The 26,945-nt window shown below is 39.0% G+C and carries 21 protein-coding genes; 3 read left to right on the forward strand and 18 right to left on the reverse strand.

Annotation, left to right across the window (positions count from 1 at the left end):
• The first annotated feature begins 29 nt into the window (after positions 1–29).
• Both IPI15_RS17680 and IPI15_RS17685 read left to right on the forward strand, forming a co-directional pair.
• Positions 30–5,063: a PKD-like domain-containing protein gene (locus IPI15_RS17680; RefSeq protein WP_287421637.1), complete on the forward strand. Its 5,034-nt coding sequence runs from the start codon at positions 30–32 to the stop codon at positions 5,061–5,063.
• 361 nt (positions 5,064–5,424) lie between these two features.
• Positions 5,425–6,372 carry a YihY/virulence factor BrkB family protein gene (locus IPI15_RS17685; RefSeq protein WP_287405100.1) on the forward strand — a complete coding sequence of 316 codons (948 nt, stop codon included), beginning with the start codon at positions 5,425–5,427 and terminating at the stop codon, positions 6,370–6,372.
• 154 nt (positions 6,373–6,526) lie between these two features.
• Here IPI15_RS17685 and IPI15_RS17690 read toward each other — a convergent pair whose 3' ends face one another.
• From IPI15_RS17690 to IPI15_RS17730, 9 genes are all read right to left on the reverse strand, one after another.
• The gene (locus tag IPI15_RS17690; protein WP_287405102.1) at positions 6,527–8,233 is read right to left on the reverse strand and encodes a DUF885 family protein; all 1,707 of its coding nucleotides are present in this window, start codon (positions 8,231–8,233) and stop codon (positions 6,527–6,529) included.
• A gap of 139 nt (positions 8,234–8,372) precedes the next feature.
• Complete coding sequence (locus IPI15_RS17695; protein ID WP_287405104.1) at positions 8,373–10,022, reverse strand: tetratricopeptide repeat protein; 1,650 nt, start codon at positions 10,020–10,022, stop codon at positions 8,373–8,375.
• Positions 10,023–10,065: 43 nt separating this feature from the next.
• Positions 10,066–10,980, reverse strand: coding sequence for a PstS family phosphate ABC transporter substrate-binding protein (locus tag IPI15_RS17700; RefSeq protein ID WP_287405106.1), 915 nt, complete (start codon positions 10,978–10,980; stop codon positions 10,066–10,068).
• Position 10,981: 1 nt separating this feature from the next.
• Positions 10,982–11,218 carry a hypothetical protein gene (locus IPI15_RS17705; RefSeq protein ID WP_287405108.1) on the reverse strand — a complete coding sequence of 79 codons (237 nt, stop codon included), beginning with the start codon at positions 11,216–11,218 and terminating at the stop codon, positions 10,982–10,984.
• 82 nt (positions 11,219–11,300) lie between these two features.
• Positions 11,301–12,140, reverse strand: a complete 840-nt coding sequence (locus tag IPI15_RS17710) for an energy transducer TonB (RefSeq protein ID WP_287405109.1) — start codon at positions 12,138–12,140, stop codon at positions 11,301–11,303.
• A 73-nt stretch (positions 12,141–12,213) separates the two neighbouring features.
• Positions 12,214–12,771, reverse strand: a complete 558-nt coding sequence (locus IPI15_RS17715) for an ExbD/TolR family protein (protein WP_287405110.1) — start codon at positions 12,769–12,771, stop codon at positions 12,214–12,216.
• A gap of 30 nt (positions 12,772–12,801) precedes the next feature.
• Positions 12,802–13,434: an ExbD/TolR family protein gene (locus IPI15_RS17720; protein WP_287405112.1), complete on the reverse strand. Its 633-nt coding sequence runs from the start codon at positions 13,432–13,434 to the stop codon at positions 12,802–12,804.
• Between the two features lie 61 nt (positions 13,435–13,495).
• Positions 13,496–14,308: a MotA/TolQ/ExbB proton channel family protein gene (locus IPI15_RS17725; protein WP_287405113.1), complete on the reverse strand. Its 813-nt coding sequence runs from the start codon at positions 14,306–14,308 to the stop codon at positions 13,496–13,498.
• A 423-nt stretch (positions 14,309–14,731) separates the two neighbouring features.
• Positions 14,732–15,460, reverse strand: coding sequence for a M48 family metallopeptidase (locus IPI15_RS17730; protein WP_287405115.1), 729 nt, complete (start codon positions 15,458–15,460; stop codon positions 14,732–14,734).
• A 530-nt stretch (positions 15,461–15,990) separates the two neighbouring features.
• Between IPI15_RS17730 and IPI15_RS17735 the strand changes: the two genes are divergently transcribed.
• Positions 15,991–17,637 (forward strand): patatin-like phospholipase family protein, encoded by a 1,647-nt coding sequence (locus IPI15_RS17735; RefSeq protein WP_287405117.1) that lies wholly within the window; start codon positions 15,991–15,993, stop codon positions 17,635–17,637.
• A 1,221-nt stretch (positions 17,638–18,858) separates the two neighbouring features.
• Here the strand turns inward: IPI15_RS17735 and IPI15_RS17740 are convergent.
• From IPI15_RS17740 to IPI15_RS17780, 9 genes are all read right to left on the reverse strand, one after another.
• The gene (locus IPI15_RS17740; RefSeq protein WP_287405119.1) at positions 18,859–21,384 is read right to left on the reverse strand and encodes a TonB-dependent receptor; all 2,526 of its coding nucleotides are present in this window, start codon (positions 21,382–21,384) and stop codon (positions 18,859–18,861) included.
• A gap of 33 nt (positions 21,385–21,417) precedes the next feature.
• Complete coding sequence (gene rpe / locus IPI15_RS17745; protein WP_287405121.1) at positions 21,418–22,092, reverse strand: ribulose-phosphate 3-epimerase; 675 nt, start codon at positions 22,090–22,092, stop codon at positions 21,418–21,420.
• Positions 22,093–22,538: 446 nt separating this feature from the next.
• Positions 22,539–22,940, reverse strand: coding sequence for a hypothetical protein (locus IPI15_RS17750; protein WP_287405123.1), 402 nt, complete (start codon positions 22,938–22,940; stop codon positions 22,539–22,541).
• A 4-nt stretch (positions 22,941–22,944) separates the two neighbouring features.
• Positions 22,945–23,361 carry an EamA family transporter gene (locus IPI15_RS17755; RefSeq protein WP_287405125.1) on the reverse strand — a complete coding sequence of 139 codons (417 nt, stop codon included), beginning with the start codon at positions 23,359–23,361 and terminating at the stop codon, positions 22,945–22,947.
• Between the two features lie 30 nt (positions 23,362–23,391).
• Positions 23,392–23,979 carry a hypothetical protein gene (locus IPI15_RS17760; protein ID WP_287405127.1) on the reverse strand — a complete coding sequence of 196 codons (588 nt, stop codon included), beginning with the start codon at positions 23,977–23,979 and terminating at the stop codon, positions 23,392–23,394.
• Positions 23,976–25,034 (reverse strand): ATP-grasp domain-containing protein, encoded by a 1,059-nt coding sequence (locus IPI15_RS17765; RefSeq protein ID WP_287405129.1) that lies wholly within the window; start codon positions 25,032–25,034, stop codon positions 23,976–23,978. The genes IPI15_RS17760 and IPI15_RS17765 overlap by 4 nt, the downstream gene beginning before the upstream one ends.
• 30 nt (positions 25,035–25,064) lie before the next feature.
• Entirely contained in the window at positions 25,065–25,784 is a 720-nt protein-coding gene (locus tag IPI15_RS17770; protein ID WP_287421638.1) for an NRDE family protein, read from the reverse strand.
• The gene (locus IPI15_RS17775) at positions 25,756–26,250 is read right to left on the reverse strand and encodes a hypothetical protein (protein ID WP_287405132.1); all 495 of its coding nucleotides are present in this window, start codon (positions 26,248–26,250) and stop codon (positions 25,756–25,758) included. Before IPI15_RS17775 ends, IPI15_RS17770 begins: the two co-directional genes overlap by 29 nt.
• 265 nt (positions 26,251–26,515) lie before the next feature.
• Positions 26,516–26,944 carry a type II 3-dehydroquinate dehydratase gene (locus tag IPI15_RS17780; protein WP_287405133.1) on the reverse strand — a complete coding sequence of 143 codons (429 nt, stop codon included), beginning with the start codon at positions 26,942–26,944 and terminating at the stop codon, positions 26,516–26,518.
• Between the last annotated feature and the right edge of the window lies 1 nt (position 26,945).

Consider the following 26,945-nt stretch of genomic DNA (forward strand, 5'->3'; position numbering starts at 1 on the left):
ATTAACTATTCACAATTAAATCTTTTTTCATGAAAAATATCATTAAAACAGTAATAATACTGCTATCCTTAGCTTTTATTTCAAATAATTCGTTTGCGCAGCCTTTTTATAAAATTCCTGGAACTAATACGGGAAATTTTTCGGCAGGTGGCATTAACATTGCTGTGACAAAAATTAATCCGGCTAGTCCTGGAATGTGTGGACTAGATGCTGCTATAACATACAGAGTTATTTCTACAAATGGTTCCTTCATCTTTAACTTTAATATGCCAATTAGTGGCATCAAATTGTATGGCACAACAAATAGTGCCGGATCTCAAGTACAAATTATTGTCAACGGAACTCCTTATGTATTACAGCCTTCTAATTTATCCTCATATCAAAGTTGTGATGCTAATTATCCGGCGGGGTTTATTTCAGCAGGTTATTTCATGGGTGCTGCAGGAATGTTGACTATATTTGAGCCTGGTATAACACAAATAGAGGTTAAAAATATAGGTTCAGTGCCATGGTATTTTAATGCTGATATATTACCATTAACAACCACTTCAAATACACCCCTCTGCTCCGGAGAAACATTAAATCTTACCGCCGACTTTGGCGCAGTAAGTGGGGCAAGCTATAGTTGGTCCGGACCTAATAGCTTTACTTCCACACAGCAAAATCCTGATATAAGTAATGTGACCACTGCTGCAAGTGGAACTTATACAGTGACCGCAACTGATGGTACCACTATCTCTACCCAGACCCAGGTTGTAGTAGTCAATCCAACTCCCGATGCAGTAGCTACTCCATCGACCCAATCTATTTGTAGCGGTAGTTTGATTGCATCAATTGGATTAACGGGTTCCGTCTCCGGAACGACCTTTAACTGGACAAGAAACAATACAGCAAGCGTCACCGGCATCGTAGCTTCCGGCAGTGGTGACATCTCCGGCACTCTGACAAATACAACCAATGCACCTGTCACTGTGACCTTTACAATCACACCGACAGCCAATGGTTGTGCAGGCACCTCTATTACAGCAACTGTAGTAGTTAAACCTAAACCAACGATAAATCCTGTTTCCAACCAAACATTATGCAATGGCAGCAATACAGAAGCTGTAAGCTTTACAGGCCCTGTAGCCAATACAGCATATAACTGGACGAGCAGTAATCCCGCCATTGGCCTTTCCGCAAGTGGCACGGGCAATATCCCGGCTTTTACAGCAGTAAATACCGGTACGGTGCCCATAACATCTACGATAACAGTAACCCCTTTTACTGCCGGTATGGCTTATATACCTAACTATGTTTCAGACAATGTATCGGTAATCAATACGGCCACCAATGCGGTGGTGGCAACCATTGCGGTCGGCAACCAACCTTATGGTGTAAGCAACAGCCCCGATGGCAGCAGGGTGTATGTGACCAAAGTTGGTTCAGACAATGTATCGGTAATAAATACAGCCAGCAATGCAGTGGTGGCAACTATTGTGGTCGGCGATTCGCCTTATGGCGTAAGCACCAGCCCTGATGGCAGCAGGGTGTATGTGGCCAACGCTGTTTCAGGCAATGTTTCGGTAATAAATACAGCCACTAATACGGTGGTGGCAACTATTGTGGTCGGCGATTCGCCTTATGGCGTAAGCACCAGCCCTGATGGCAGCAGGGTGTATGTGACCAACGCTGTTTCAAACAATGTTTCGGTAATAAATACAGCCACCAATGCAGTGGTGGCAACCATTGCGGTCGGCAACCAACCTTATGGCGTAAGCACCAGCCCCGATGGCAGCAGGGTGTATGTGACTAACTTTGGTTCAGACAATGTATCAGTAACAAATACAGCCACCAATACAGTGATGGCTAACATTCCGGTTGGCTATAACTCCTTTGGCGTAAGCACCAGCCCTGATGGCAGCAGGGTGTATGTAGCCAATCCTGGTTCAAACTATTTATCAGTAATCAATACGGCTACAAATACAGTGGTGGCAACCATTGCGGTCGGCAATTTCCCCATTGGCGTAAGCACCAGCCCTGATGGCAGCAGGGTGTATGTGGCCAATTATCAAAGTCACAATGTATCAGTAATAAATACGGCCACCAATGCAGTGGCAAACATTGGGGTAGGCACCAGGCCAGTCGCATTTGGTAACTTTGTAACAGCCTCTGGCTGTACCGGCACACCTATTTCTTTTACCATCACAGTTAATCCTACTCCTACTGCGATCGCGACACCATCCAACCAAACTATTTGTTCAGAAGCTGTTATCTCACCGATATCTTTGACAGGAGCTGTAACAGGTACTGCGTATGCATGGACTAGAGATAATACAGCATCTGTCACCGGCATTGCAGCCTCAGGGAGCGGTGACATCACTGGATCACTTACCAATACAACCAATGCACCTGTCACCGTGACCTTTACAATCACGCCGACAGCCAATGGTTGTCCGGGAGCTGCAATAACTGCAACAGTTTTGGTCAATCCAAATCCGAATGCAGTGGCCACACCTCCAAACCAGACGATCTGTTCTGCAGCTTCTATTTCAACGATTGTAATTTCGGGCGCAGTAAGCGGCACGACATATGATTGGACGCGTGACAATACAAGCTCAGTAACCGGCATCGCAGCCAGTGGTACCGGTGAAATCTCAGGAGCACTAACGAACACAACCAATGCGCCAATCACCGTTACTTTCACGATCACACCGACAGCGAATAGTTGTGTAGGAGCATCTATCACCGCAACGGTCCTTGTAAACCCAACTCCAAATGCTGTGGCCACACCTCCAAGCCAGACTATTTGTTCAGCTGCAAGTATCAGCCCGATTGTGCTGACAGGAGCAGTCACAGGCACCTCCTACGCATGGACACGCAATAATACAGCGACCGTCACAGGTATCGCTACAAGCGGATCAGGCAATATCTTGGGCACACTTACCAACACTACCTCCGTCCCCGTCACCGTGACCTTTACGATCACACCGACGGCCAACGGATGTGGTGGTGCTCCGATCACTGCAACAGTTTTGGTCAATCCAACTCCGAATGCAGTGGCGACACCGGCATCTCAAACGATCTGTTCTGCAACTGCAATAAGCACCATTGAATTAACAGGTTATGTCACTGGAACCACATATGCATGGACACGCAACAATACTGCAACTGTCACAGGTATCGCTGCAAGTGGATCCGGTAACATCTCAGGTACTTTGACCAATACTACATTCGCACCTATCACCGTGACCTTTACGATCACACCGACTGCCAATGGTTGCACAGGCCCTGCCATCACAGCAACGGTACTCGTCAATCCAACTCCGAATGCAGTAGCCACACCATCCTCCCAATCGATCTGTACCTTCAATTATATTACACCGATCATACTAACAGGAAATGTAGCGGGAACTACCTTTAACTGGAACCGTAACAATACGGCCACTGTGACAGGTATCCTTGGATCAGGGAGTGGCAATATAAGCGGTATCCTGATCAATACAGGCATAGTACCGGTCACTGTGACCTTTACGATCACACCGACAGCCAATGGTTGTCCGGGACCTGCGATCACAGCCACTGTCATCGTCAATCCGACACCGGTAGGTACGATTAGCATCGCACCAAATCCTGCTTGTGTAGGAAGCACCGTACAATTGAATGCTATAGGTGGAGCGTTTTACGACTGGTCAGGCCCACAGGGTTGGACGAGCAATCAGCAAAACCCGACGATCCTGCTTACTAGCCACCAACAGGGTGGAACATATACCGTGACGATCACCAATGCAGCCGGATGTCCGTTGGTATTGAAAGATACATTACAGGTTAACTATCCTCCTATAGCAGAGGCTACCTATGAGCAGAACACAGCATGCACAGGCAGCACACTACTTCTACATGGCTCAGGAGCGGGAAGTTATGCATGGACAGGGCCTAATGGATTTTCAAGCAACCAAAAGCATCCACAGATAGAACATGTGACCTTGGCCAACAGTGGAATATACACATTTACGGTAACCAGTCCGAATGGATGTACGGCCACCACAACACTGAACATTACTATCAATACACCACCGGCACTATCAGCCAATCCTACATTGACACAGACGTGCGAAGGTTCTAAGATCCAGTTGTTTGCCACGGGAAGTGGAGACTTTGTATGGACAGGTCCTGCGACATATACGTCGACTGAACAGAACCCGGTCATTCAAAACATTCCGATGCATATGAGCGGAACCTATACGGTTCAACTTACTGCAAGTACAGGATGTACTTCCATATCATCTATCGAGGTGAAAGTTTATGATCAGATACATGCTGTTGCTACAGCCTCAGAGGACACGATCTGTGAAGGGCAGAGCTTACAGCTGCATGCAGAGGGAGGAAGTACTTATCAGTGGAATGGACCGAACGGCTTCACCAGCAACGAACAGGGCCTGAGGATCGACAATATCACACCGGCCGCTTCGGGAACCTATTACGTGTTTATCAGCAATGAAGGTGGATGCTTTGGTTACGCAGAACTTACCATCGTGGTAAAACCATCAGCAAAATCCTTTGCCTATGCCACACCAAATCCTTTCAACGAAAACAGCCCTGTGCAGTTTATCGCAAGCAGCAATGGTGTAGCTTATTCATGGTCAGGACCGTTAGGTTTTACAAGTAACCAACAGAATCCTTTCATCAAGAAAGTAACGCGCTACATGGCAGGTGTCTACACCGTGACCATCACGAATGAAAATGGCTGTCCGAGCATTGTCAAAGTCATCCTAAGGGTATTGTATACAAACAAAGGTGGAAATACCATCGATGGTGATGGCGATGGATTAACTACCAGATCAGAAGTAACGGGCACGGTCTATCCGAACCCGACCAATGACCTATTGTACTTCGACACACAAAGCAATGAAGCGATAGAATATGTAATCTACGATGTCAATGGTAAGATGCAGGTAGTTCAGAAGATGACCTCCGACAGATACATTTCTACGTCAAATCTTGCAAGCGGTGTGTATCAAATCAGGTGGAAGTCCAAAGACATTGATAAGTGGATCGTGAGTAAGTTTGTGAAGATCAGGTAAGAGTTATTAATAATAACTCAAGTTTCGGTAGTAAAACTAGATTAAATTTAAGAATAATTAGAATCTTAATAAAATGTTAGATGGTAGAAGCTTGTCCGCCAAACAAGGCGGGGTAGATTTTAGATGGCTTTTCCTCAATTAATGGTAATTTTTATCTTATAAATCAGATAAGAGGAGAAATATTAATCAATTAACTAAATACCTTCTACCATCAGCCATCTACCATTGTTGGTCAACTACCGAAACTTGAAATAATAATTTAAATCCGGACCATTGTTGAAGTGGTCCGGATTTTTTATTTGGAGCGAAACGATGACCTTTCCCTTTTTTTTAATAATTTTAGCAATAATAATTGGAACAAATGGGCAGCTTTTTCGAAACTCCTTTTTTTAAGATCGCGAAGAATACACTTTTCGACTTCATTGACGACAAAGGGTTAAAGCTGAGTGCAGCACTAGCTTACTACACCATATTTGCACTCGCACCTTTACTTTTATTGGTCATATCTCTGGTAGGAATTTTCTATGGAAAAGCAGCGATCGAAGGACGAGTTTTCGTCGAACTAAATGGCTTAATAGGGGTCACTGCAGCGCTACAGATCCAGGAAATGATCAAATCCATCCAACTATCTGATCAATCAACTATGGCGTTTACCATAGGTCTAATTACTTTATTAATCGGTGCGACCAGTATTTTCGTAGAGATTCAGGATTCAATTAATATTATCTGGCGTGTAAAAGCCAAGCCCAAAAAAGGCTGGCTTAAACTCATCATTGACCGTCTACTTTCTTCGTCGATGATCATAAGTCTTGGTTTTCTATTGGTTGTTTCACTCCTTGTTAATGGTGCTTTGCTTGCAATGATGGATAGATTATCAAATGTATTTCCTGAATTAACAGTATTACTCGCCAATGTGCTGAATACTGTCATCAGCTTTGTGGTCATCACGATCCTCTTTGGAACAATATTTAAAGTGCTGCCGGATGCGAAGATCATGTGGAGAGACGTACGCATGGGGGCATTTTTTACAGCCTGTTTATTCCTGTTGGGCAGATTTGTTATCGGAATCTATATCTCTCGCACTGGCGCAGGCTCTATGTTTGGAGTCGCAGGATCTATAATCGTGGTCATGGTATGGATCTATTATACTGCTGCCATCCTTTATATGGGTGCAGAGTTCACCAAAGTATATGCAGAATATAAAGGACGTCACATCAAGCCTGCAGAATATGCTGTCTATGTAGAACATAAAGAAATAGAAAAGGAAGTCAAGGAATTGCCGCCACAACATGAGGATTTGCATGAATAGGAAATTATAATTCTATTTAATAGGAATAGAATTGTCCACTTTGAAAATGAGTATTTAGATAAAGTGAACTTTTGGCAGAATGAAGTCTAGTTTCTAATATATGCCTGAATTAACTTGTTTTCATTTACCACAATTATCTTCAATAATTACACTCCTATTTTCCATAGAATTTCCATCCAGAATTATAATCTTTTTTGATGGGAAGATCTAGTAGTATATTCCTCAACATCTCGATCGGCATGGCATTTTGCTGCATCACCGCATCATTGAATTGCTTGACAGTCATCTTACCACCCTTTGTCATTTCATTTTTCAGGGACATAAACTCTAATCCACCCAACATATAGGCAACTTGATACAAAGGACCGTATCCGCCTGCAAATGATCTCCTGACTTCTGCTTCCGCATTGGCTCGTTCATGACCGACTCTGTCCACAAGAAAATCTATACATTGCTGTGGCGTCCACTTACCCATGTGGTAGTTCAAAGAAAAGATGATCCTGGCGCAACGGTGCATTCTCCAATACAACATTCCGATTCGATCCTCAGGACCCCTTGCAAAGCCTTCATCCCACAATAATAGCTCCCAATACAGCGCCCAACCTTCTGTCCAGAATGGCGTATCATACCTTCGATAGGTATTCACCCGTTCATTCATAAAATGCTGTAAATAATGTCCCGGCAATACTTCATGATGCACGACAGCACGACAAAAATGTGGATTATTGCCCCTCATACTCATCAACTTTGCATCATAATCCATGGTATTCGTAGGGTAGGAGATGGCAAATTCCTCTCCGCCATAGAAAAAAGGATTGTATAATTGCTGCTGCGGTGACATCATAGCTATCCGCCAAGTCTCATTCGCAAGATCAGGTAAGGTGATGAGGTCTTTATTTTTTATAAATTCTATGGATTGATTGTATAATTTCACCATTTCTGCCGCCTGGCTTCCTGGAGGAACAGCGCTTTGTTTCACTTTTTCCTGAGCAGCTTTCCAATCATTGCCAAAACCCATATCAGTAGCAACTTTTAATAATTCTTTGTCGCACCAGGCAAATTCTTTATTGGCTATGGCGATCAACTCCTCTGGTGTGTAATTAATGATTTCGTATTTTAATTGCCTTATCAATTCATCTTTGCCGATAGGAAATCCCACGATTCCAGTGCTATCCTTCACTGGTGCATTTTTCTCTGCAGTGACGGTAAATGTTTTAGCATAATCTTTCAATGCAATATCCAGCTCCTTATAAAGATCCGGAACCCACCAGGTATACATTGGGTCGTAGCCCGAATAGAAACGATTGGTATTCTTTAAGGCGTCAATTAGACCATCAATGATGTTGTTAGCGATTCTTGCCTGAGGTACATTAATACTTTTACTAAGATCAGCTTTTGACTTTAATACTTTTATGTCTTTGATAGCTTTTGAGAAATTGGAAGCGACCAATTGTGCATTTAGCATTCCAGCCCTTCGCTTGCACTTTTCAAGTGAATAAATACTATCTGCGAAGGGAAACCAATCATTCATGCTGCGATAGTCAATACTCTCTTTGTCAGAATCTTCAATATCGCCATTCAGGTTTCTTTTGAATAAAGCATAATCAGCCTTGCAGCCCTGTGGCAATTGTTTAAAATCTATTTTAGCCAATTTCTCAAGATAAGACTGGGCTAACGTCTTAAAGCGTTGATTTCTTTCAGGTGAAAAACCAAAGATGTACACATTATTGAGCGCATCAATATCTGCATAATAATTACTAATGATCTTAGGCATTTCCAGACAAGGGACATAAGGAGTTTCCTGAGCGCTGGCTGTGACTAGAGAAACAAAGAAGAAAATTAATATTGGCCATTTTTTCATAGAAAAATATTTTTTTCATCAAAATATGACGAAACTGGCTCAATATAAATATTTTTTAATGCACTCAAAGCTTCATCTATGGACAAAAAAAAGGAGCGTTAGTTTCCTAACGCTCCTCATGCTGTTTTTAGAATTTAATCTAACCTTTCTTGGTAGATTTTTTAGGTGGGTTCGTAGTTACATCAGTTAGGAAGTTAAACAACTTCATCACTTGTTCATTATTCGCATCGATCTCCAGAGCCTGGTCATTATAGGACTGCGCCTTAACGTAATCTTGTTTTATATTGATGTTATAAACCGTAAGCCAATTAAGTGCTTCGAGTATATCTTTACCATTCTTAGCTTTATCAATATTTCCTTTTGTAATTACCATTTCGTAAAGTGGCACAGCCATTGCTCCTTTATTAATTGTATCAAGTAAAGCTGCATTTCTGGCCAACCAAAGATGTCCTGCTAGCTCGTCTGGCAATTTATTGATTATTCCTTGTGCCGCTTCCATTCCTCTGACATAATTTCCTCCAAGATAATCTGCTCTTGTTGCATAAAAATAATCAGCTGCAAGGTTGGTAGATTTAGCTCTGGCGAAATAGAAGAATCCCGCTTCATCATATCTCTTCTGATTGTACAAAGAGTCAGCTATTTCTTTAATAACTCCTTCTTTGGTTGAATCCATTTGGAAAGCCATTAGATAACTAGATCTGGACATACTGTCGTACTTAGCCATAGATAAACTGTCAGAGCCCAACTTATCTTGTATTTTACCAAGATAGATGTAGTCTTCTGCAAGAATTTTCAAAGTATCATGATTGCTGAAGAAATTAGTCAAAAGTTGCTCAGCCTTATCATATTTTCCTGTCTCATAATAAGAATAACCCAATAATCTGTTGATACCTACATATTTACTATCCTTATCTGCAGCCTTCACTTGATTCATTACTTGGACTCCTTTTTCATAGTCTTTTGCAAAATATAGTATGTTTGAATATTGAATATTCTCGATCAATGTTGGCTTAGTTGAAGCAATATATTTACCATAATTTTCCTTTGCTTCTTCATATTTACCGGCATCATAATAGTATTTACCAAGATCTTTATATGCCAACATATAATTAGGATCTGTCTCAATAGCCTTTCTCAATTCAGGAACTCCAAATTCATAGTTTCTTGCTCTTATGTAAGTCGTACCGATCTTATAATGTGGCACCGCACTGGTCTTGTCCAATTCCATTGCATATTCGTAATTGGTCACAGCATTACCTGCATCATTTTTAGCACTATATGCATCACCAAGAATCATTCTGGTGGATGCATTGTTCAAAGAATAATCATCAATAGCAGTTTTTATATAAAATATTGCCTTAACCGGATTTTTCTTTTGGCCGAACAAGAAATACTCACCTACGGTTCTGTATAAAAACCCTTTAGCTTTTTTCCCTTTTCTGATGGCCTTATCTATTGCAGAGGTAAGATCCTCAGCATTGGCACCTGCAGCTAATTGCTGAATCACGTCTGCAGTTTTGCCATAAGGACCATTTGCATCTGCGACTTTTATACCTTCCAATACTTTAGCTGCCTCTGTATAATTTTCTGCTGCATTCAGGAGATTATAAAGTGAAAATTGATTACCCAGATTTGCAGGATCCGCACTAACTACTTTCTGTGCCATTTCTACTGCATCTTCCGCTTTGCCATATGACAATAACTTGTATGCGGACTCTATATCCTGAGCTCCCATGGAGAAAACCAGCAACATAAATGCGCTGAATAATTGAATTTTTTTATACATCATTTTTCGATTAATTTATGGTTATCAATTTGTATTATAAGGGTCTTTAGTTTGTATTAACTTCTATCAAACGGATAGGAGAATTGGCAGGCACTAGTCCATCTTTCAGGATTATTCGTTGTCCTTTATCTGATCCTACAAAAGTAGCGAATCCACTTCCCAGTCCATTGTAAGCCTCATCCACTATCAAAGTAGTAAACCTCAACAATGGATAATTTCTGGAAGCCACATAAGCCTGGTAAGGTTTGTATGCTTTATCAAATGCTCCTTTCGAAATGCCCAATGGTTTGATCGTGGCAGGAAACTGTTGATTGGCATCTGCATCAAAACTACTGATCAGATTAACACCAATGAAACCTATACTTTTCTCATGACTACCCACATATTCCAATACTTCTTGTTGATTCTTCAATGCAAAAATAGATTTGCTCATCGGGCTACCTTTCAGCACTGAGTCCTGCAGAAAGCTAATGATACCACTTCCGGGATTGTCTATTACTACTTCTATATTCTTTCCATCCGGCCAGGTAGTCAACTTTCCTGATAGGATGTCTTTTAACTGAACCAGATCAAGTACATCCGTTTTGTTTTTTGGATTGGCTATGACTGCAATTGCGTCTGTAGCTATACGAATCGACTTGGGATCATATTTTCTTGCTTTATATTTTGAAAGTTCTTTTTCATTTAATTCCCTTCCAATTACAATGGCTCTTGCACTGTCTGTTAGCAATTGTTGAACTGCATATGCTTCTGGAACATAATCCACAGTGATCTCAACATCCTTATATTCAGATTTGAAAACTGTAATCTCACTGTCAACCATAGTCTTGTATGTTTCGTCCACGGCAATATGAATCTTACCTTTTGTCGGCGTATCACGGTTTGCTGTTTTATCAGCTTCCTTGCAACTGTTCAGAAACAGTGCAGTTAAAACCAGTACCAAAACATTCAAGAATTTCATTTCAATTTAATTTTGAGTCGGATTTGAACTTTAGATAGACTCTTATGAGTCTGAATAATCCATATACGACAAGAAGGCCTCCAAAGATTTTGAGCATTGGTCCTTCATCACCCGGTATTGTAACAAAGTTTGTAAGTATACCAATTCCCAAGCCTGTAAAAAATATTCCTATAATTAATGCCAGGACTGTTCCTAACAGCTGGTAGGAAGTAGTCAATGGATTATTTCTGTCTTTCAAATTACGACTTTTACTAAAAACAAAATAGCAACTGGTTTGAATCCCACATTGCTATTTCTTATTATTTATTTAACAAAATACGTTATTCTTCCAACTTAAATGTTACCGGAAGTGTATATTGTACCCTAACGGATTTACCGTTCTGACGACCTGGCTTCCAATTTGGCATTTTTTTGACCACTCTATTAGCTTCATCTCCGGCTCCACCACCTACAGCATCTCTTACAACTCTAACGGAACTGATAGAACCATCTTTCTCAACTGTAAACTGCATGATTACCTTTCCTTGCAAACCATTATTTCTTGCTTCAGAAGGATATTTAAGGTTTTCGCCGATCCATTTGTACATAGCACCTTGTCCTCCCGGAAATTCTGGTTGTTGCTCAACCACAGTGAAGACTTTATTATCATCTTCTACTTTAACTGCGACCACTTTTTCCTTTTGTTCTACCAATCCTATGGCATCAGATTTAATATCAATATTTACTTTAGCATTTGGATCTCCTTCTACTGTTTTAACACCGGGATCTTTTTCTTCAAGATCTTTTACATCTGTCACTGCAGTCTCATTAGCTACTACTTCTTTGATCACAGGTGGAACATACTGAACAGATGCTCTTTCCGGTGGTGGTGGAGGTGTAGGAGGCGGTGGTGGAGGTGGCTCATTCTCTTTCATTGGCGGTGGTGCTTCGAGATCCGTCAGATTGACTTCTACATCAGTATCGCTCGCCATCAGATCAGCAAAACGGTCCTTAAGAATAGAATAACTCAGCACAGCAAGTGCTATAAGTACTCCTACCAATAAAGCTTTGGCTACTGCATTAGGATATCGTCTACGAAGATCATAAGCCCCATACTCCTTATTGCGACCATCGAAAATGAGATCGAGCATATCCGCTTTTAATATTTCTTCACTTTTCATTTTACCTTTTTATTTTATAACGCAAAGTTAAGTTATAATGTTTCACAATACAACTTATTTCTACGTTATATTTTTAATTTATTGCAGGTTCTGGTGCACCCGCATTTTTAAACTTATCAAGTAATCCTAATTCCTGAGGAGTAACAGGCACCATTGTATAGGTTCCTACCTTATCGATAGCCATTTCATCAAGCATGTCTATTACATTTTTGTAGTTGGCGTCATCGGTAGGTTTGATAATGATTACTACTGATTTTATTTTATCAGTAGGCAATACTGACGCTTCGACACTTTTTTTCTTATCAAGAATAATCTGTCGAATGTCCTGATAAGTAGTGTTTTTGATCTCAGGGCTTCCAAGTCCTTCATAATACCAGATGGTATTATTTGCACCTAGAATCAATGTCATTACCTTGGCAGCAGGAATCTCCGGTGGAGGAGGATCTCCATCTTCTCTTTCTACCGGCATATTGATCTGCATCGCCTGAGGTTTATTCATAGTCGTAGTGAGCATGAAAAAAGTGATCAACAAGAATGCCAAATCCACCATTGGTGTTAGATCTACTCTGGTTGATAGTTTCTTGGTTTTACCTTTATCTCCACCACCACTGGCGGTATCCATTTGTGCCATAAGAATCGGCTATTTATAAAAGTTAAAATTTTATTTCTCGTCTTCCGGTTTATTCGGATCTGCTTTTAAGCTAGTAACAGCGTAGAACTTATGTCCCTGTACTTTTTTATTAGCTAAGGTGGCAAACACTGCACGCACTACAGGATATTTTGCACCTCCGTCGCCTTTTATTGAAAGCCTGGCTTTAGGATTACTAATCCTGCCATATGCTACCCATTTAAACAACTCATTATTATCAGTAAGCACCGTATCTACGGGTATGCCAGTCGATTTGAATTGTTTTTGTTCAGCAGGGGAATATTTCAATAGAGCTTTAAGCTGATTGAATGGTACACCGATACCTGAACTTAGTGAAAAGTTTCTTTTCTCTACCGCTGTTAAACCTAGATTCTTATCCCTATTGATCGTCTCAATAAGATCAAGTTTAGTTTGAACACCGTCCATGTCGAAAAACACCCTTCCATTTTTGTCGATCGTGATCATCATAAGGTCTGTTTCTGCTATTTTAGTATCAGAAATAGATGCCGGTGTCATCACTTCTACAGGATCTGGTGGCTTAAATTTAGTTGCCAACATGAAGAAAGTAAGTAGTAAAAATGATACGTCACACATGGCCGTCATATCTACTGCGGTACTTTTTCTGGCTATTTTATGCTTAGGCATATAATTTATTTATCTGTTAAAGAATTGTCTTTCAAATAATTAAACGTCTTATGGACACTAATTATTTATACTGAGAAGCAAACTGCTGCTGCATGCTATAACCTGCCTCATCAATTCTGTAGGTCATACCGTCAATTCTTGTAGTAAAGTAGCTATAAGCAACGATTGCGATAGCTGAAGTAGTAATACCCAAGGCAGTATTAATCAAGGCCTCAGAGATACCATTGGCAAGAGCAGAAGCATCAGGTGCACCTGTAGTCGCCATACCTGCGAATGCACGAATCATTCCAAGTACTGTACCGATCAGACCTACAAGTGTAGCAATGGTAGCGATAGTAGCAATAATCGGAAGATTTTGCTCTAATGAAGGCAGTTCAAGAGAAGTTGCTTCCTCGATTTCTTTCTGAATCGCAGCTATTTTTTGATCCTTGTCCATTCCTGTTTCGCGAGACATTTTGTCATAAGTAGTAATACCTGAACGAACGACGTTTGCCACAGAGCCTTTTTGTTTGTCGCAAGCTGCAATTGCTCCACTTACATCACCTTTTGAAAGTGCATATTGAACATTTCTTACGAATTTATCTACTGGACCATTTCCTGATGCTCTAGAGATAGAGATCATGCGCTCTACAGAGAATATAATCGTGATGAAAAGTAAACCTAAGAGTACAGGAACGATAAAACCTCCTTTATAGACCATACCCATGTAGTCGCCTGCAAGTGGATCTTTTGTATTATCGCCATCTTTGAAGTGACTGGCAGCTCCGAATACAAACTTATAGATTAGGTAGCCCAGCACAAATGCTGCAGGAAGCACTATTAAAGGGAGAATAGAGCCTGATTTTGTTTCATTTTGCTTTGGTGCGTTTGTCATATAAAATATGTTTTAATTTTTTAACAATGAATATTTAAGTCAAAGAATGAGTAGCAAATATATTTTTTTGATTCCATCTAAACAAAATAATTTTTAGAATTTAATTAGAGTTAAAGTTAGATATTCTTTCAATTCTCCACAAACAGTATAATTATCAACGTTTTACAGTTTACACAAAATATTATTAATGCTGAAAATTAATTATTTTTAACATCTTAAAGAAGTAAGTTTTTAGCCAAAAACCGAATATTATTCGATATAATAAGGTATTTGATCGAAATATCACGATGTAGGATATTCACCCAAGCCAAATATTATTCTGAATGAAATTTTACTCCTAATAATTTCACCCTTAGAAGATATACGTATTGAAAGTGAAAATTTAGATACTTTCCATGTTTTTTTGGTAAAAGTAAAAACGGTTCAGAAAAGCAATGTGCTGCCATGTACCTTCAGCCAGTGATGGTGAGCTTTCATAGATACATCATGAGCAGCCACAAGTCTCCAGAATTTTATTGAGTGATCTTTATGTACTATATGCGCCAGTTCATGGATGATGACATGGTCAAGGATGTCAGTGGGGGCAAGTAATAAACGATTGGAGATCATAATGTCATTCCTGCCGGTGCAGCTACCCCAGCGACTGGAGGCGCTTCTCAAAGTCACATTGCCCAGTTTTCCCTGTATCGTGCGGCCATTGATAGAATGGATACGCTCCTCCATTTCTGCAGCAAACATTTTAGAAATGACACTGGGTATATATTTCTGCTTGGCCTCCGTGTCATGCATAATAGATTGAGGAATATCAAAAATCAGTTGATTACTATTCTTTTTACCTCTGATTGTCGTTCCGGTTCTATTGGCGAGAATGATAAGTTCATATTCTCGGTCTAAGATTTTAATTTGATTTCCTTCCAAAGCCCCCGATAAGGCATGTTTGAATAAATGTGGCTTCTTCAATGCCAACTCATTCAACCATTTATTCATCGAAGTTACCGCTGCTTCCATGGCAGCTTGTGATGTGCCACGCGGTATAGAAATTCGTCCTTTACCATCCTTATAAGTCATGCGGATGTTACGCCCCGGGCTTTTGGCGATTTTGACCTCAATGGGTCGGTCATTGATATTGATAAAATAAGAGGTTCCAGTCATAAATATTAAGAAAGTAAACGAAGAAAGGGGGAAGTTGTTCAAGAATCAAAGGGTGATCGGGTGATGTGTGATCAAGTGATAAGGTGATCAAATGATCAGGTGATGGGTAGTCTGTATTCAAAAATCTCAAAATAATTAGAACTGTTACATCGGTGCTAAAATTTTAATTGAAGATTAAAATCTCTTTGTGGCCTCTCTTAAATTATAATGAGAAGATTTTCTTTTTGTGGTTATTTTATTTAAATAAAAAAATTCTCTCAAATCAGCTTTAAATCTTTGCACCATTGAGCAATTTATTGGTGTTATTCATTTTGAAGTTATTGTCCTCTGTGATATAAAATGGGTGATCGGGTGATGTGTGATCAAGTGATAAGGTGATCGGGTGATTTGGTGATCATGTCACTTTGTCTCTATTATCTAGTTTCTAGCGTCTAGTTTCTGATTTCTGATTTCTGATTTCTGACTTCTGATTTCTATCTTTTTCGTACTTTTATTTCATCCTAAAATAATGATTTAAAATAGAAAATAAAATGCCTGAATCAAATTGCCCTACTCATCCATTCAATAAAATAGCACTGAGCTTTTCAGGTGGAGGCTATCGCGCAGCATCATTTCATCTTGGCACCATGTCTTATTTGAACAGATTGAATTGGGGAGGCACTCCACTCCTCAATCAGGTCAAAATGATCTCGACTGTGTCTGGAGGTACGATTCCGGGAGTGATCTATGCACTGCAAAAACAAGAAGATAAAACTTTCGAAGAGATATATAACTTCTTATTAGACCGATTGGAAAATCTGGACCTCCTGAAGGAGAGTTTTATCAAACTAAGTACGGAAGGTATCTGGAATAACAAAACTAAGAGGCGTAATATCATCAATGCCTTCGCTGAGATTTACGATGAGCATTACACTTTCGGTAAGACACTCGAAGAATTCCGACATTTGGATTCTCATCTCGAAGCATTAGTATATAACAGCACAGAATTTAACAATGGTCTTAATTTTCGCTTCAGAAACAAAGGCAAATTCAATGGCAGTGCCCGGGTGATAGTTCCTTATGCGGTAGCAGTAGAAATTAAACTCTCTGATGTGCTTGCCTCTTCCTCTTGCTTTCCAGGCGGTTTTGAGCCCATGTTATGGCCAAATGATTTTGTGCATGCTGATTCAATTAACTTGGAAAAACACGCCAAAAATAATAGAACTGTCGGCCTCATGGATGGCGGCATCTATGACAATCAAGGGATTGAAAGTGTGTTGAAATACAATTCTAAAGTAGGTGAACCTTACTTTGACCTTGTCATTGTCTCTGATGTTTCCTCTCCTAATATGTCCAGTTTCAAAGCTACTAATGTTGATGATACTTGGTTTTCAAAGAGGACTTTTCAGGATTTCATCAAGTACAATGTGCGATTTAATTGGATATTACTTAGCGCTATTATTGCTTTAATGTGCCCTCTAATTTTTGGTCTTGGCAATGAATTTTTACAAGGAATTTGCAGTGGTCTTGCATTTTCTCTAATCGCTGTGTTAATTTTTAAAGTTTGGGCAATCAAAAAAGTCAGTAACAAGATTAAATCATCAGTTGAAAAATTAGTCGGTCCTAATTTCGATTTTTACAAAAGCAAAATCGGTCCACTTTCCATTGCAAGAGTGCCTTTCGGAACGCTTTCAGTTCTATTAAAAGATCGCATTTTTTCTCTATCTATTCTCATGCAGGAAGTGTTTTTAAAAGTGGTTCGCAGACTGAATTACAATAAATTATATGTGGACAACGATTACAAACTGCGCAGAATATCCACTTTGATCAAATGCCTGACAGAAGAAGATTTTCCAAAATATAAAAGTAGTTTACCGGATAACTCCACCATTACCTATGATAATTTTGTTGGTCAAAGGATCGCACAGACGGTCGCTGAGGCATCTTCATTTGGCACTACCCTTTGGTTTACAGAAACTGAAGGCATGAATAATGTATTACACAAGTTGGTCGCTACCGGTCAACTAACCATGTGTTTCAATATGATGATCTACCTAAATAAATGGATCACGGATGACGATGGTAATTTCGATAGATTGTCTACAAAAGATCAGATTCAGATGCGGGAGATGTTGGAGCAATGTAAGGGGGATTGGGTGAGATTTAAAAAAGATCCTGAGTTTATGGTGGGGAGGTGAGCAGGTGAGAGGGTGAGAAGGTGAGAATGGTGTAAAACTTCATGATATAGTTCTTTTTGGTTAACCTTTTATATCACAAATGTAATATTGCAATATTACGATAAGCCAGTCATAATAACGCTTTTCATAATTCAAATTACCAATTACCAATTACTGATTGCCGATTACTGATACCACAATAATCAAGGCACTCAGCTCAATCTTCGCTCATTACCCATTACTCATTACCAATTACCTATGAAAAGTGAGAAGTTGAGAAGGTGAGAAGAGGGTAAAACTTCATGATATAGTTCTTTTTGGTTAACCTTTTATATCACAAATGTAATATTGCAATATTACAATAAGCCAGTCATAACAACGTTTTTCGTAATTTAAATTACCAATTACTGATTGCCGATTACTGATACCACTATAATCAAGGCACTCAGCCCAATCTTCGCTCATTACTCATTGCCCATTACTCATTACCTATGAAAAGTGAGAAGGTGAGAAGGTGAGAAGGGTGTAAAACTTCATGATACAGTTCTTTTTGGTTAACCTTTTATATCACAAATGTAATATTGCAATATTACGATAAGCCAGTCATAACAACACTTTTCGTAATTCAAATTACCAATTACCAATTACTGATTACTGATAAAATAAAACAGCTTGCCAATCTTCGAGCAAATTACCCATTACCCAATATCATGATACAGTTCTTTTTTGTTAACCTTTTATATCACAAATGTAATATTGCAATATTACGATAAGCCAGTCATAACAACACTTTTCGTAATTCGAATTACCAATTATCAATTACTGATTACTGATAAAATATAACAGCTTGCCAATCTTCGAGCAAATTACCCATTACTCAACATCATGATATATTCTTTTTGGTTAACCTTTTATATCACAAATGTAATATTGCAATATTACGATAAGCCAGTCATAACAACACTTTTCGTAATTCAAATTACCAATTACTGATTACCAATTACACCTTATAATCAAGGCACTAAGCCCAATCTTCGCTCATTACTCATTACCCATTACCTATGAAAAGTGAGAAAGTGAGAAGGTGGAGAAAGCGAACAGCGAGCGGCGAACAGCGAACAGTATGTCCAAGATGGAAATCTTTCACCTAATTTGTTAGATTAGTTAAATGCGTGAACATTACTCATTACCCATTACTTATTTAAAGAGCGTCCCATTCAACATTCAACATTCAACATTCCTTCACAGGTCCATCCTCAACTTCAGATTAAATCTCCTTGATGTCAGATTGACGGGGAAGAAATAATAAATGTTGTTAAAGTCTTTTACCCAATTGACTGATGCGACGTTCTGAACATCCATTAGGTTAAATACTTCTAAACTTATCCAGGTCTTTCGAGTGAATTTGAATAAATTATGTGGCTTTTCATCGCGATTTATTTCGTCCCAAAGTTGGTAGGAAAATCCAATGTCAACTCTCTGATAAGTCTTGAACCTAACTGCATTTCTTTGGACTAAATTCTCGCCAGGAGGTCCGAAAGGCAGTCCTGACCCAAAGTTTAACTGCAAGTGAGTCCTGAAATTTTTGTTTTTAGGTAAATAATCCTGAAAGTACAATGACCCTGCAAATATCCTTGAAGTCGGTCTAGGTACATAGTCCACAGGTTGGCCGGTAACATCCTTATGCTGTACGCCATATATTTTTTCCTTTGTATCAAGGAAAGATAGATTTAACCAACTTTCAAAACCTGAAACAAATTCACCATTGATCCTGAAATCAATTCCCTTTGCATATCCTTTGCTGTCATTATTTCCACTATATCTCACGCGTACATTGTCCACATTATAAGATATTTGATCCCAAAGATCTTTATAATATACCTCAGCAACGATCTTTAATTTGACAGGTTCCTTCTTTCCTGCGATAAAATCATAAGTTATTCCTCCAATGACTTGAGCAGATTTTTGAGACTTGATATTTGTATTCAAAGTCCCATCCAATCGCCGCATTTCACGATAGAATGGCTGCTGTTGATATATTCCTCCTGCCACCTTATACGTGATAGGATTTTCTCTACCCAAAGGCCTAACCAGAAACTGTGCCCTTGGCGAAACTATAAATTCATCATTGAAGCTCCAATAACCCACTCTTGCTCCGATGGTCGTTTGAATTTCATATTTACTTAATTTCTTATAGGTAAATGTCTCTTGACCAAAAGCTGTAAATCTGGTCGAAGACACATCATTGACTGATTTTATCACACTTGCCAACTGATATTCTTCCTCTGCATTGGGCAATGAATAGCCGGCACTATCTGTCCTTGCCCACTCGTTGAGCCTATCTTTGAAATGTTCCTGCTGTACCTTGATGCCTCCATAAAGAAAATGTGAAGTTTCATATCCTTTGTCATCATTAAACCTTGGGATCTCAATACCCGCCTTTAATTCACCATTGAGGATGATATTTTGCAATCTGTTTCTGGCAAAGCTGTGTTGCACTCCATTGCCCAGCACTCCAATCTCTTTCGGCTTACCACCTTCCAGATCTAGTTCGAGCTTTGTCACCTGGAAATAGGATAAAATGTCAAACGCTTCCACCTCATCTGCATTATATACAGAAGTCAGAAACTTTACAAAGGAAGGATTTTGTTTTTTGGCTGGGACAAAATTGAGTGCCAGGCCACCCATATTGTTTTTAAATTTGTCATCTTCCTTACCCTCAAAGTCCGCACTGAATTTGTTTGGAAAGAAGAATCCTCCAGTCACCACCTCAGATTCTGTCGGTGTAAAATTATATTTAGCCTGATTGATATTCCCAATCAATGCAAGTTGCCAATTCGGTTTAAAATCATAGGTCACATATGCCTGAAGATCAATGAAATTGGGCAAGTATTCACCTTTGGTGTCCAGTGAACCAAGGATATATCTAGTGGTTTTGTATCTCGCACCCAGTAGATACCTAACCTTGCCACCTTGTTTCTTTATAGGTTTAAAACTTCCTTCCAAATGTGCTGAAGCACCCAGCATACTAGCCATGAATGAACCCCTTGTTTCTTCAGGTCTTTTATACTTGATATCTAATACCGATGACAATTTATCGCCATATTTTGCTTCAAAACCACCACTGGAGAAAGCCAAATCGCGTATCAAATCAATATTCGGAAAGGAAAGCCCTTCTTGCTGACCTGCGCGGATCAGCTGTGGTCGAAAGATCTCAAAATCATTGACATACACTAAATTTTCATCATAATTTCCACCACGTACATTGTATTGTGAGGTTAATTCTCCACCTGATCCTGAAGTCGTACCAAGAGCGATCGAAGGCAATAAACTTTCAAGATTGCCGGATACGGAAGGCAGTAATTTGAATTCCTGTACATTGGCCCGGACCATATTTTTGTCCCCAATAGATTCTGCATATATAGTCACACCCTTACCTGCATCTTTGAGATTGAGACTAATATCAAGCTTCTTTACTTCCCCATCTTTTACAGGGTCCAGCTGTACACTCGCCAGATCGTAACCCACTCTGCGGATGATGACAACAAGACTGACACCAGGATTAACGGACAACTGGAAAAATCCATTTTCATCTGTTTCTACTCCTTTTTGAAGAGACTTTTCATAGACAAGTGCGCCTTCTACACCCTCTTTTGTTACCTCATCTTTGACATAGCCTATGATGTAAGTGTTGCTTTCCTGAGCATTGGCACGAAAAAATTGAAGTAAAAAAATGGTCAATAAAATGACACGAGTATAAAAAGTCATCCAGATAATTTTTTTGAACAGGATTAGAAGGGATTATCTAACCTCTATATTGTGTGATGTGACGGTTTTTAACAAATGAATTGTCTCAGTTGGATTTTCTGAAGAAAAGACCGTGTTTCCGGCTACTAAAACATTTGCCCCTACTTCTATTAATTTGCCGGCATTTGAAAGACTGACGCCACCATCTACTTCGATAAGGGTTTTAGCGTTTCTACGATAAATCATTTCCGATAACTCTCTTACTTTCTCGTATGTTCTCGGAATGAATGACTGCCCACCAAATCCTGGATTGACTGACATCAAGATGACGAGGTCCAGATCTTCAATTATTTCTGACAATGCGCTGACCGGAGTATGTGGATTAATAGCTACTCCTGCCATTGCTCCTGTATGCTTTATTTGTTGGATGACTCGATGAAGATGCACACATGCTTCATAATGAACGGTGATATTGTCAGCGCCGGCATCACGCCATTGTTCGATATATTTTTCGGGATTGACAGTCATCAAATGCAAATCCAACGGCTTTTCAGCCAGTTGATTGATGGCGTCAATGACAATAAAGCCCATCGTAATGTTAGGAACAAAAACACCGTCCATGACGTCGAGATGAAACCAAGCTGCTTCACTTTTATTCACCATTTCAATTTCATCAGCCAATTTCGTAAAATCAGCTGAAAGCATTGACGGGGCTATAAGTCTATTCATTGTTCTTTTATTTTTATGGGCGTGAAGATAAGGTATTTGTATGGAAGATAATGGGTGATGGAAAAAAGAGTTTATAGAGTTAGAAGTAAGACGATTTTATGATAAGAATTTGGGTTATGAGATTTAGAACGAATCAATTAGTAGCACGAATATTTTTTGGTGTAAAATAGGTCTGGATTTATGTAGCCATCTGAGAGTATGTTTTCATTTATCCTAAATTGTAAGTAAACGTTAATCTTTACGCAGTTTCGCCATTCTTATTAAAAGTAATACTATTATTTCCCAGATCCGGTAGCCAACATCCTTCAACTTCAAGCTATAATCTCCATTGCAAATAATCAAAACAATCTTCGCCTCATTTTCAATTTTCAATTCTCTTTTCCTAAGAATTCAAACTACTCTAGTCACTAATAAGAAGTCAACAACCAACAGCCGAAACAACGCATCTACAATGATTCCAGCGTTTTAAAGAATTGGATATGTTGCTTTTTAAAGATTTTTTGCATCATTTTTTTAACAGGTAGTGGTGTTTCCATATGGATCTTCTCTTTGATGAGGCTATGAGGGCCAATTTTACTAATTTCAAAAACCATTTCAATCTTGGTTACTTTCATCACGATGGCCTTAATCGTCACGCTCATGCCATCTTGGCCTAATATTACTTGCGCAGGATACGTGAATGACCAGGGAACTGGCCCTATTTGAAGTGTCTCATACACTATAAAATGTTGCCTTCCCAATGGTTTGATCTTAGAGATCACAGGATGTATAGAGGCGAATTTATCCATGTCGGTGAGATAGTCGAGAATGAATTCAATAGATTTTGAAGATGTATGTTCAAGTTGCATATTTTTATTTTAGGATCAACACTATTGTTCCTCCAATGATAAGTGCAGCACCAAGTCCGGTTTTCCAGGTCAGGGATTCTCCAAGAAAGACTGCCGCTATAATGATGGTCAATGCAAGACTTAGTTTATCCACGGCTGCTACCTGAGATACCTTGCCCATTTGTAACGCTTTGAAATAAAAGATCCATGAAAGTCCGGTGGCAATTCCAGAGAAACCCAGGAAAAACCAAGTATTTCTGCTTAAGTTTCCAATGTCCTTTGCTTCGTTTCTAAAAAATACGATCAACCAGATCATCACCAGTACCACTATTGTTCTAATAGCTGTCCCCAGATTTGAATTGACATTTTGCATACCAACTTTGGCAAATATGGCAGTAAGGGCAGCAAATAAAGCAGAAAGTAAAGCATAAATCCACCACATAAGAAAGCGTTTTATAAATATGTAAGATGATCAGCTCTTAAACAGTTCCCACGTCATATACAAAGCTGTAACAAGGCATATTATCCCAACAATCTTTTTTATAATATGCAAATTTAGTTTTATTAGACTGATGAGTTTATTTCCGTATACCACGTAGATCATCAACATGCAAAAGGCCCCGAGTACATTAAATGCTGCAAAAAACAATAAAGATCCGATATCTCCATTGATGATTTGATTCTCTATCAGGATGATGCCCCAGAACAGCCAGAATGGCACTTGTTGTGGATGTATTATGGCTGACCAGTAACCACGCCTTATAATGTTCTTACGTTCTGTTTCTATATCTTTTGGTTTTTCAAATAGCGCCCAAAAACCGAGAATGAGAAGAAAAGCTATGGCAATATATTGAGCGATTATGATGACCTTTGGATAAATCATGAGATATTGCATGAAATATAATGATCCGAAACAGTAAATGAATTCAAAAGTCAAAATGACAACAAGATATTTGGTCAATGCTGATTTATTGCCATGTTTAGCGAGTTCCAATACTCCAAGATTAATATTGGCGATCATCAGATAACCCCAGAATCCAAGTAAAAAGCTGATGATCATGAGGCTGAATTTACTTTTAACTTATAAGCCTTTTGTCTTCTTAATAGATCTCTGAATTCAGCAATAGTCATAAATTTTTCACCTTTCCGTGCATTGGCCATACTTACTTCCCAAAGCTTTTTGTAATGAAAGAAAATATCTTTTTGTCCTTTCAATAGTGGATAATCCGGCTGGTAAATATGAGCAGGCTCTGCACCTGCACCATTAAGTTCTACAATAGCAATGTTTTTTCCTGCCTTCAAATCTTCCAGGCTTTGACATTTTAAGTCGTAACGTCCATAATAAAAGCCATCTATTTGTTTGCTTATATGGTCAAATACATCTATTAATGACTCATCAATGATATGATTATAATCAAAAAAAGTGGCGCCCCGGCAATGATTGCCAAGTGGTACTAATAACTTTTCTTCACCAATTAGCAAAACGCTGTCCATTTCTGCTGCATGTTGTTCTTTCAAGGCATCTAACCGGAGCAAGGCTCTAGGGTTGGCCATGATTAGCTCTTTCAATGTACTTTTTCCGTTGCCATTCGCTTTAAGCAATTCTTTAAAGCAAACGGACGATACAGTTCCTCTCTCCTGATCAGGAAGTCTGTAATAAAAGACACTTAACTCAACGGGCATGTCCACAAATGATTGAATAAGAAAGTCCACCGGGCTTTTTTGAATATAAACTTTCAATTGCTCTGCCGATTCAATTTTTTTAATTGCCCAGCCGCGTTCTCCGCGATCAGGTTTGGCAATGAATGGGTATTTAATTCCAGAATTTTCAAGGGCTATAAATGTATCTTCTACTGTATCATTTTCTGAAACAAAGATTGTTTTTGGGAAATATTGGGGCGGTATTAATTTGAAAATGCTCCACTTTGACTCAAACATCATGCCGCCGGACTCTATGGTAGGATTGGACGTCGACCAAAAGAAAAAGGAACCGGCACGTGCAGATAGATATATGTAATAAATGGAAAGTGGAAAATAAACTACTGACATCGGCCAGTATTCCCAATGCAGAAGCTTGATTAAAAATGGATTGCTGTTGATAATCCTTCTAATCATCAAATTACGGAATAATTAAAAGGATAGGTTTCAATGAATTTCATGTGGCTGCTGTTTAATATTGAGATACGTTTCAAATGTATTTTGATTGACTAAGTCATGAAAAACCATTTCAAAATTAGCACCATTATGATGTATTGTCGTGATGCTGATAGTCTTGACCTGTGGTCGGTCCAGTATTATTTTTGGACTATCCTGAATCTCATCTTTGTGCCAGGCAATTATCTTTTCTTTCTGTTCGATGAACATTTGAATATTAGATAGGAAATATTCAGCTCTTGATTCAGCTACCTTTTGTTCGTATAAAGTCGAGGATGACCAATTGTGCGGCACATCTTTATCTAAAATTTCTACATGTTTTTTTACTTCATCCCAGCGGAAGACCTTGATGTTTTCCTGATCAATGATTATCAAAGTAAAAGGTTCGATCTCGTGAAAATCTGAAGCTTCAAAACAAGCTATTGCATCAATATTTGTAAGGAATTCAAGAGTAACTTTACCTCTACTTTTGCGGTACAATGGTTTTTTTACATGATTTTCAAAAGCACCATTCATTAGACAAACCATTCTGCCGGCTTCATTGATGCCGATCCAGGTGCCTTTGACCGTCGCGTCGATGGGTGCCATTATTTTGACACCATCAATTTCCATCGGCTCCGGTTGAAATGTGGCAGCTCTGAGTGGACTTTCGTCGCGGTTATTGACTACGAAAAAGCCTTGTTTAAGAGGAAGGTAACTCAGCGTGCACATGCTTCTTATATTTAATAGTGGCATCAGCATAACCGAAATGTTCGCTCATGTGCATAGTTGGTTTAAGCTCAAGCAGACCAATTTTTAAAAGTGCTTGATGGTGTACCAGATGGTCGATATTATAGAGCACTTCCCGATAATAAGAAGACTTAATAGCACCCATCGGCAAATCACTCTTAATAAAATCCTGCATGACATTTAATTCAAAATCCGGGTGGTCCATATCTTTTTTTACTACTTCAATAGCTTCAATACTAGATAATATATTGGATTCTAAGGCAAGATCTCTTATGCGATCATCGTAATTAACCTTGCCAGAAGTTATACTTTTCACCAGGCATTGGAAATGTTCCACTACATGACGTGTATGTTGGCCGATGGTGGCTCCATCGAGCGTTTCTATAGGTGTGGTATATTGCGTATTATTTATCTGAGCGAGGCTTTCTTGAAGTTGACCAAATAGCATATGTGCTTTTTTGAATATCATTGAGTGTAATTATATTTGGTAAATAGGCTTTAAGGCTATATATACGAGGGAAATTGAAAAAGCTTACAAAAATTCTTTAAAATCTAAACTGATACATATTTTTAACAAATGATTATAATATATCTGAAGTAAAGATATAAATAGAATCACTTAAGCTGTGAATAATAAAACGTTGCAAATTAAAATAATCTTCTTTCCTAATCTTATATCGCTTTTAGATACGTACAATCGTATGTAATTGGATTTATTTTGCCAGATTTTTTAAAAAGTACTCTACTCCGAGCCTATATCCATCAAGGCCTAAGCCACTGATCATTCCTACACATTTGGAAGTGAGATACGAATCATGCCGGAAAGGTTCTCTGGCACTAATATTAGATATATGTATCTCTATAGCTGGACTCTTGACAGCAGAGATCGCGTCAGCAATGGCTATTGAAGTATGTGTGTATGCTCCTGCATTGATGAGTATGCCATCCGCTATAAAACCAATTTCCTGAATGTCGTTAACGATCTCACCTTCTACATTTGATTGATAATAAGAAAATAGCACTTCGGGATATTGAATGGCAAGCTCAGCAAGAAAATCATCAAATGACTGCTTCCCATATACATTTACCTCTCTCATGCCGAGAAGATTGAGGTTTGGACCGTTTAAAATAGCAATGTGCATA

The sequence above is a fragment of the Candidatus Brachybacter algidus genome, assembly GCF_016707225.1.
In the GTDB taxonomy this organism is placed as follows: Bacteria; Bacteroidota; Bacteroidia; order Chitinophagales; family Saprospiraceae; genus Parvibacillus; species Parvibacillus algidus.

Excerpts from the sequence above, each read along its gene's own strand:
- IPI15_RS17680 (WP_287421637.1), top strand. The coding sequence starts at position 30 with ATGAAAAATATCATTAAAACAGTAATAATACTGCTATCCTTAGCTTTT.
- IPI15_RS17685 (WP_287405100.1), top strand. The coding sequence starts at position 5,425 with ATGGGCAGCTTTTTCGAAACTCCTTTTTTTAAGATCGCGAAGAATACA.
- IPI15_RS17690 (WP_287405102.1), bottom strand. The coding sequence starts at position 8,233 with ATGAAAAAATGGCCAATATTAATTTTCTTCTTTGTTTCTCTAGTCACA.
- IPI15_RS17695 (WP_287405104.1), bottom strand. The coding sequence starts at position 10,022 with ATGATGTATAAAAAAATTCAATTATTCAGCGCATTTATGTTGCTGGTT.
- IPI15_RS17700 (WP_287405106.1), bottom strand. The coding sequence starts at position 10,980 with ATGAAATTCTTGAATGTTTTGGTACTGGTTTTAACTGCACTGTTTCTG.
- IPI15_RS17710 (WP_287405109.1), bottom strand. The coding sequence starts at position 12,140 with ATGAAAAGTGAAGAAATATTAAAAGCGGATATGCTCGATCTCATTTTC.
- IPI15_RS17715 (WP_287405110.1), bottom strand. The coding sequence starts at position 12,771 with ATGGCACAAATGGATACCGCCAGTGGTGGTGGAGATAAAGGTAAAACC.
- IPI15_RS17720 (WP_287405112.1), bottom strand. The coding sequence starts at position 13,434 with ATGCCTAAGCATAAAATAGCCAGAAAAAGTACCGCAGTAGATATGACG.
- IPI15_RS17725 (WP_287405113.1), bottom strand. The coding sequence starts at position 14,308 with ATGACAAACGCACCAAAGCAAAATGAAACAAAATCAGGCTCTATTCTC.
- IPI15_RS17730 (WP_287405115.1), bottom strand. The coding sequence starts at position 15,460 with ATGACTGGAACCTCTTATTTTATCAATATCAATGACCGACCCATTGAG.
- IPI15_RS17735 (WP_287405117.1), top strand. The coding sequence starts at position 15,991 with ATGCCTGAATCAAATTGCCCTACTCATCCATTCAATAAAATAGCACTG.
- IPI15_RS17740 (WP_287405119.1), bottom strand. The coding sequence starts at position 21,384 with ATGACTTTTTATACTCGTGTCATTTTATTGACCATTTTTTTACTTCAA.
- rpe (WP_287405121.1), bottom strand. The coding sequence starts at position 22,092 with ATGAATAGACTTATAGCCCCGTCAATGCTTTCAGCTGATTTTACGAAA.
- IPI15_RS17750 (WP_287405123.1), bottom strand. The coding sequence starts at position 22,940 with ATGCAACTTGAACATACATCTTCAAAATCTATTGAATTCATTCTCGAC.
- IPI15_RS17755 (WP_287405125.1), bottom strand. The coding sequence starts at position 23,361 with ATGTGGTGGATTTATGCTTTACTTTCTGCTTTATTTGCTGCCCTTACT.
- IPI15_RS17760 (WP_287405127.1), bottom strand. The coding sequence starts at position 23,979 with ATGATCATCAGCTTTTTACTTGGATTCTGGGGTTATCTGATGATCGCC.
- IPI15_RS17765 (WP_287405129.1), bottom strand. The coding sequence starts at position 25,034 with ATGATTAGAAGGATTATCAACAGCAATCCATTTTTAATCAAGCTTCTG.
- IPI15_RS17770 (WP_287421638.1), bottom strand. The coding sequence starts at position 25,784 with ATGTGCACGCTGAGTTACCTTCCTCTTAAACAAGGCTTTTTCGTAGTC.
- IPI15_RS17775 (WP_287405132.1), bottom strand. The coding sequence starts at position 26,250 with ATGCTATTTGGTCAACTTCAAGAAAGCCTCGCTCAGATAAATAATACG.
- IPI15_RS17780 (WP_287405133.1), bottom strand. The coding sequence starts at position 26,944 with ATGCACATTGCTATTTTAAACGGTCCAAACCTCAATCTTCTCGGCATG.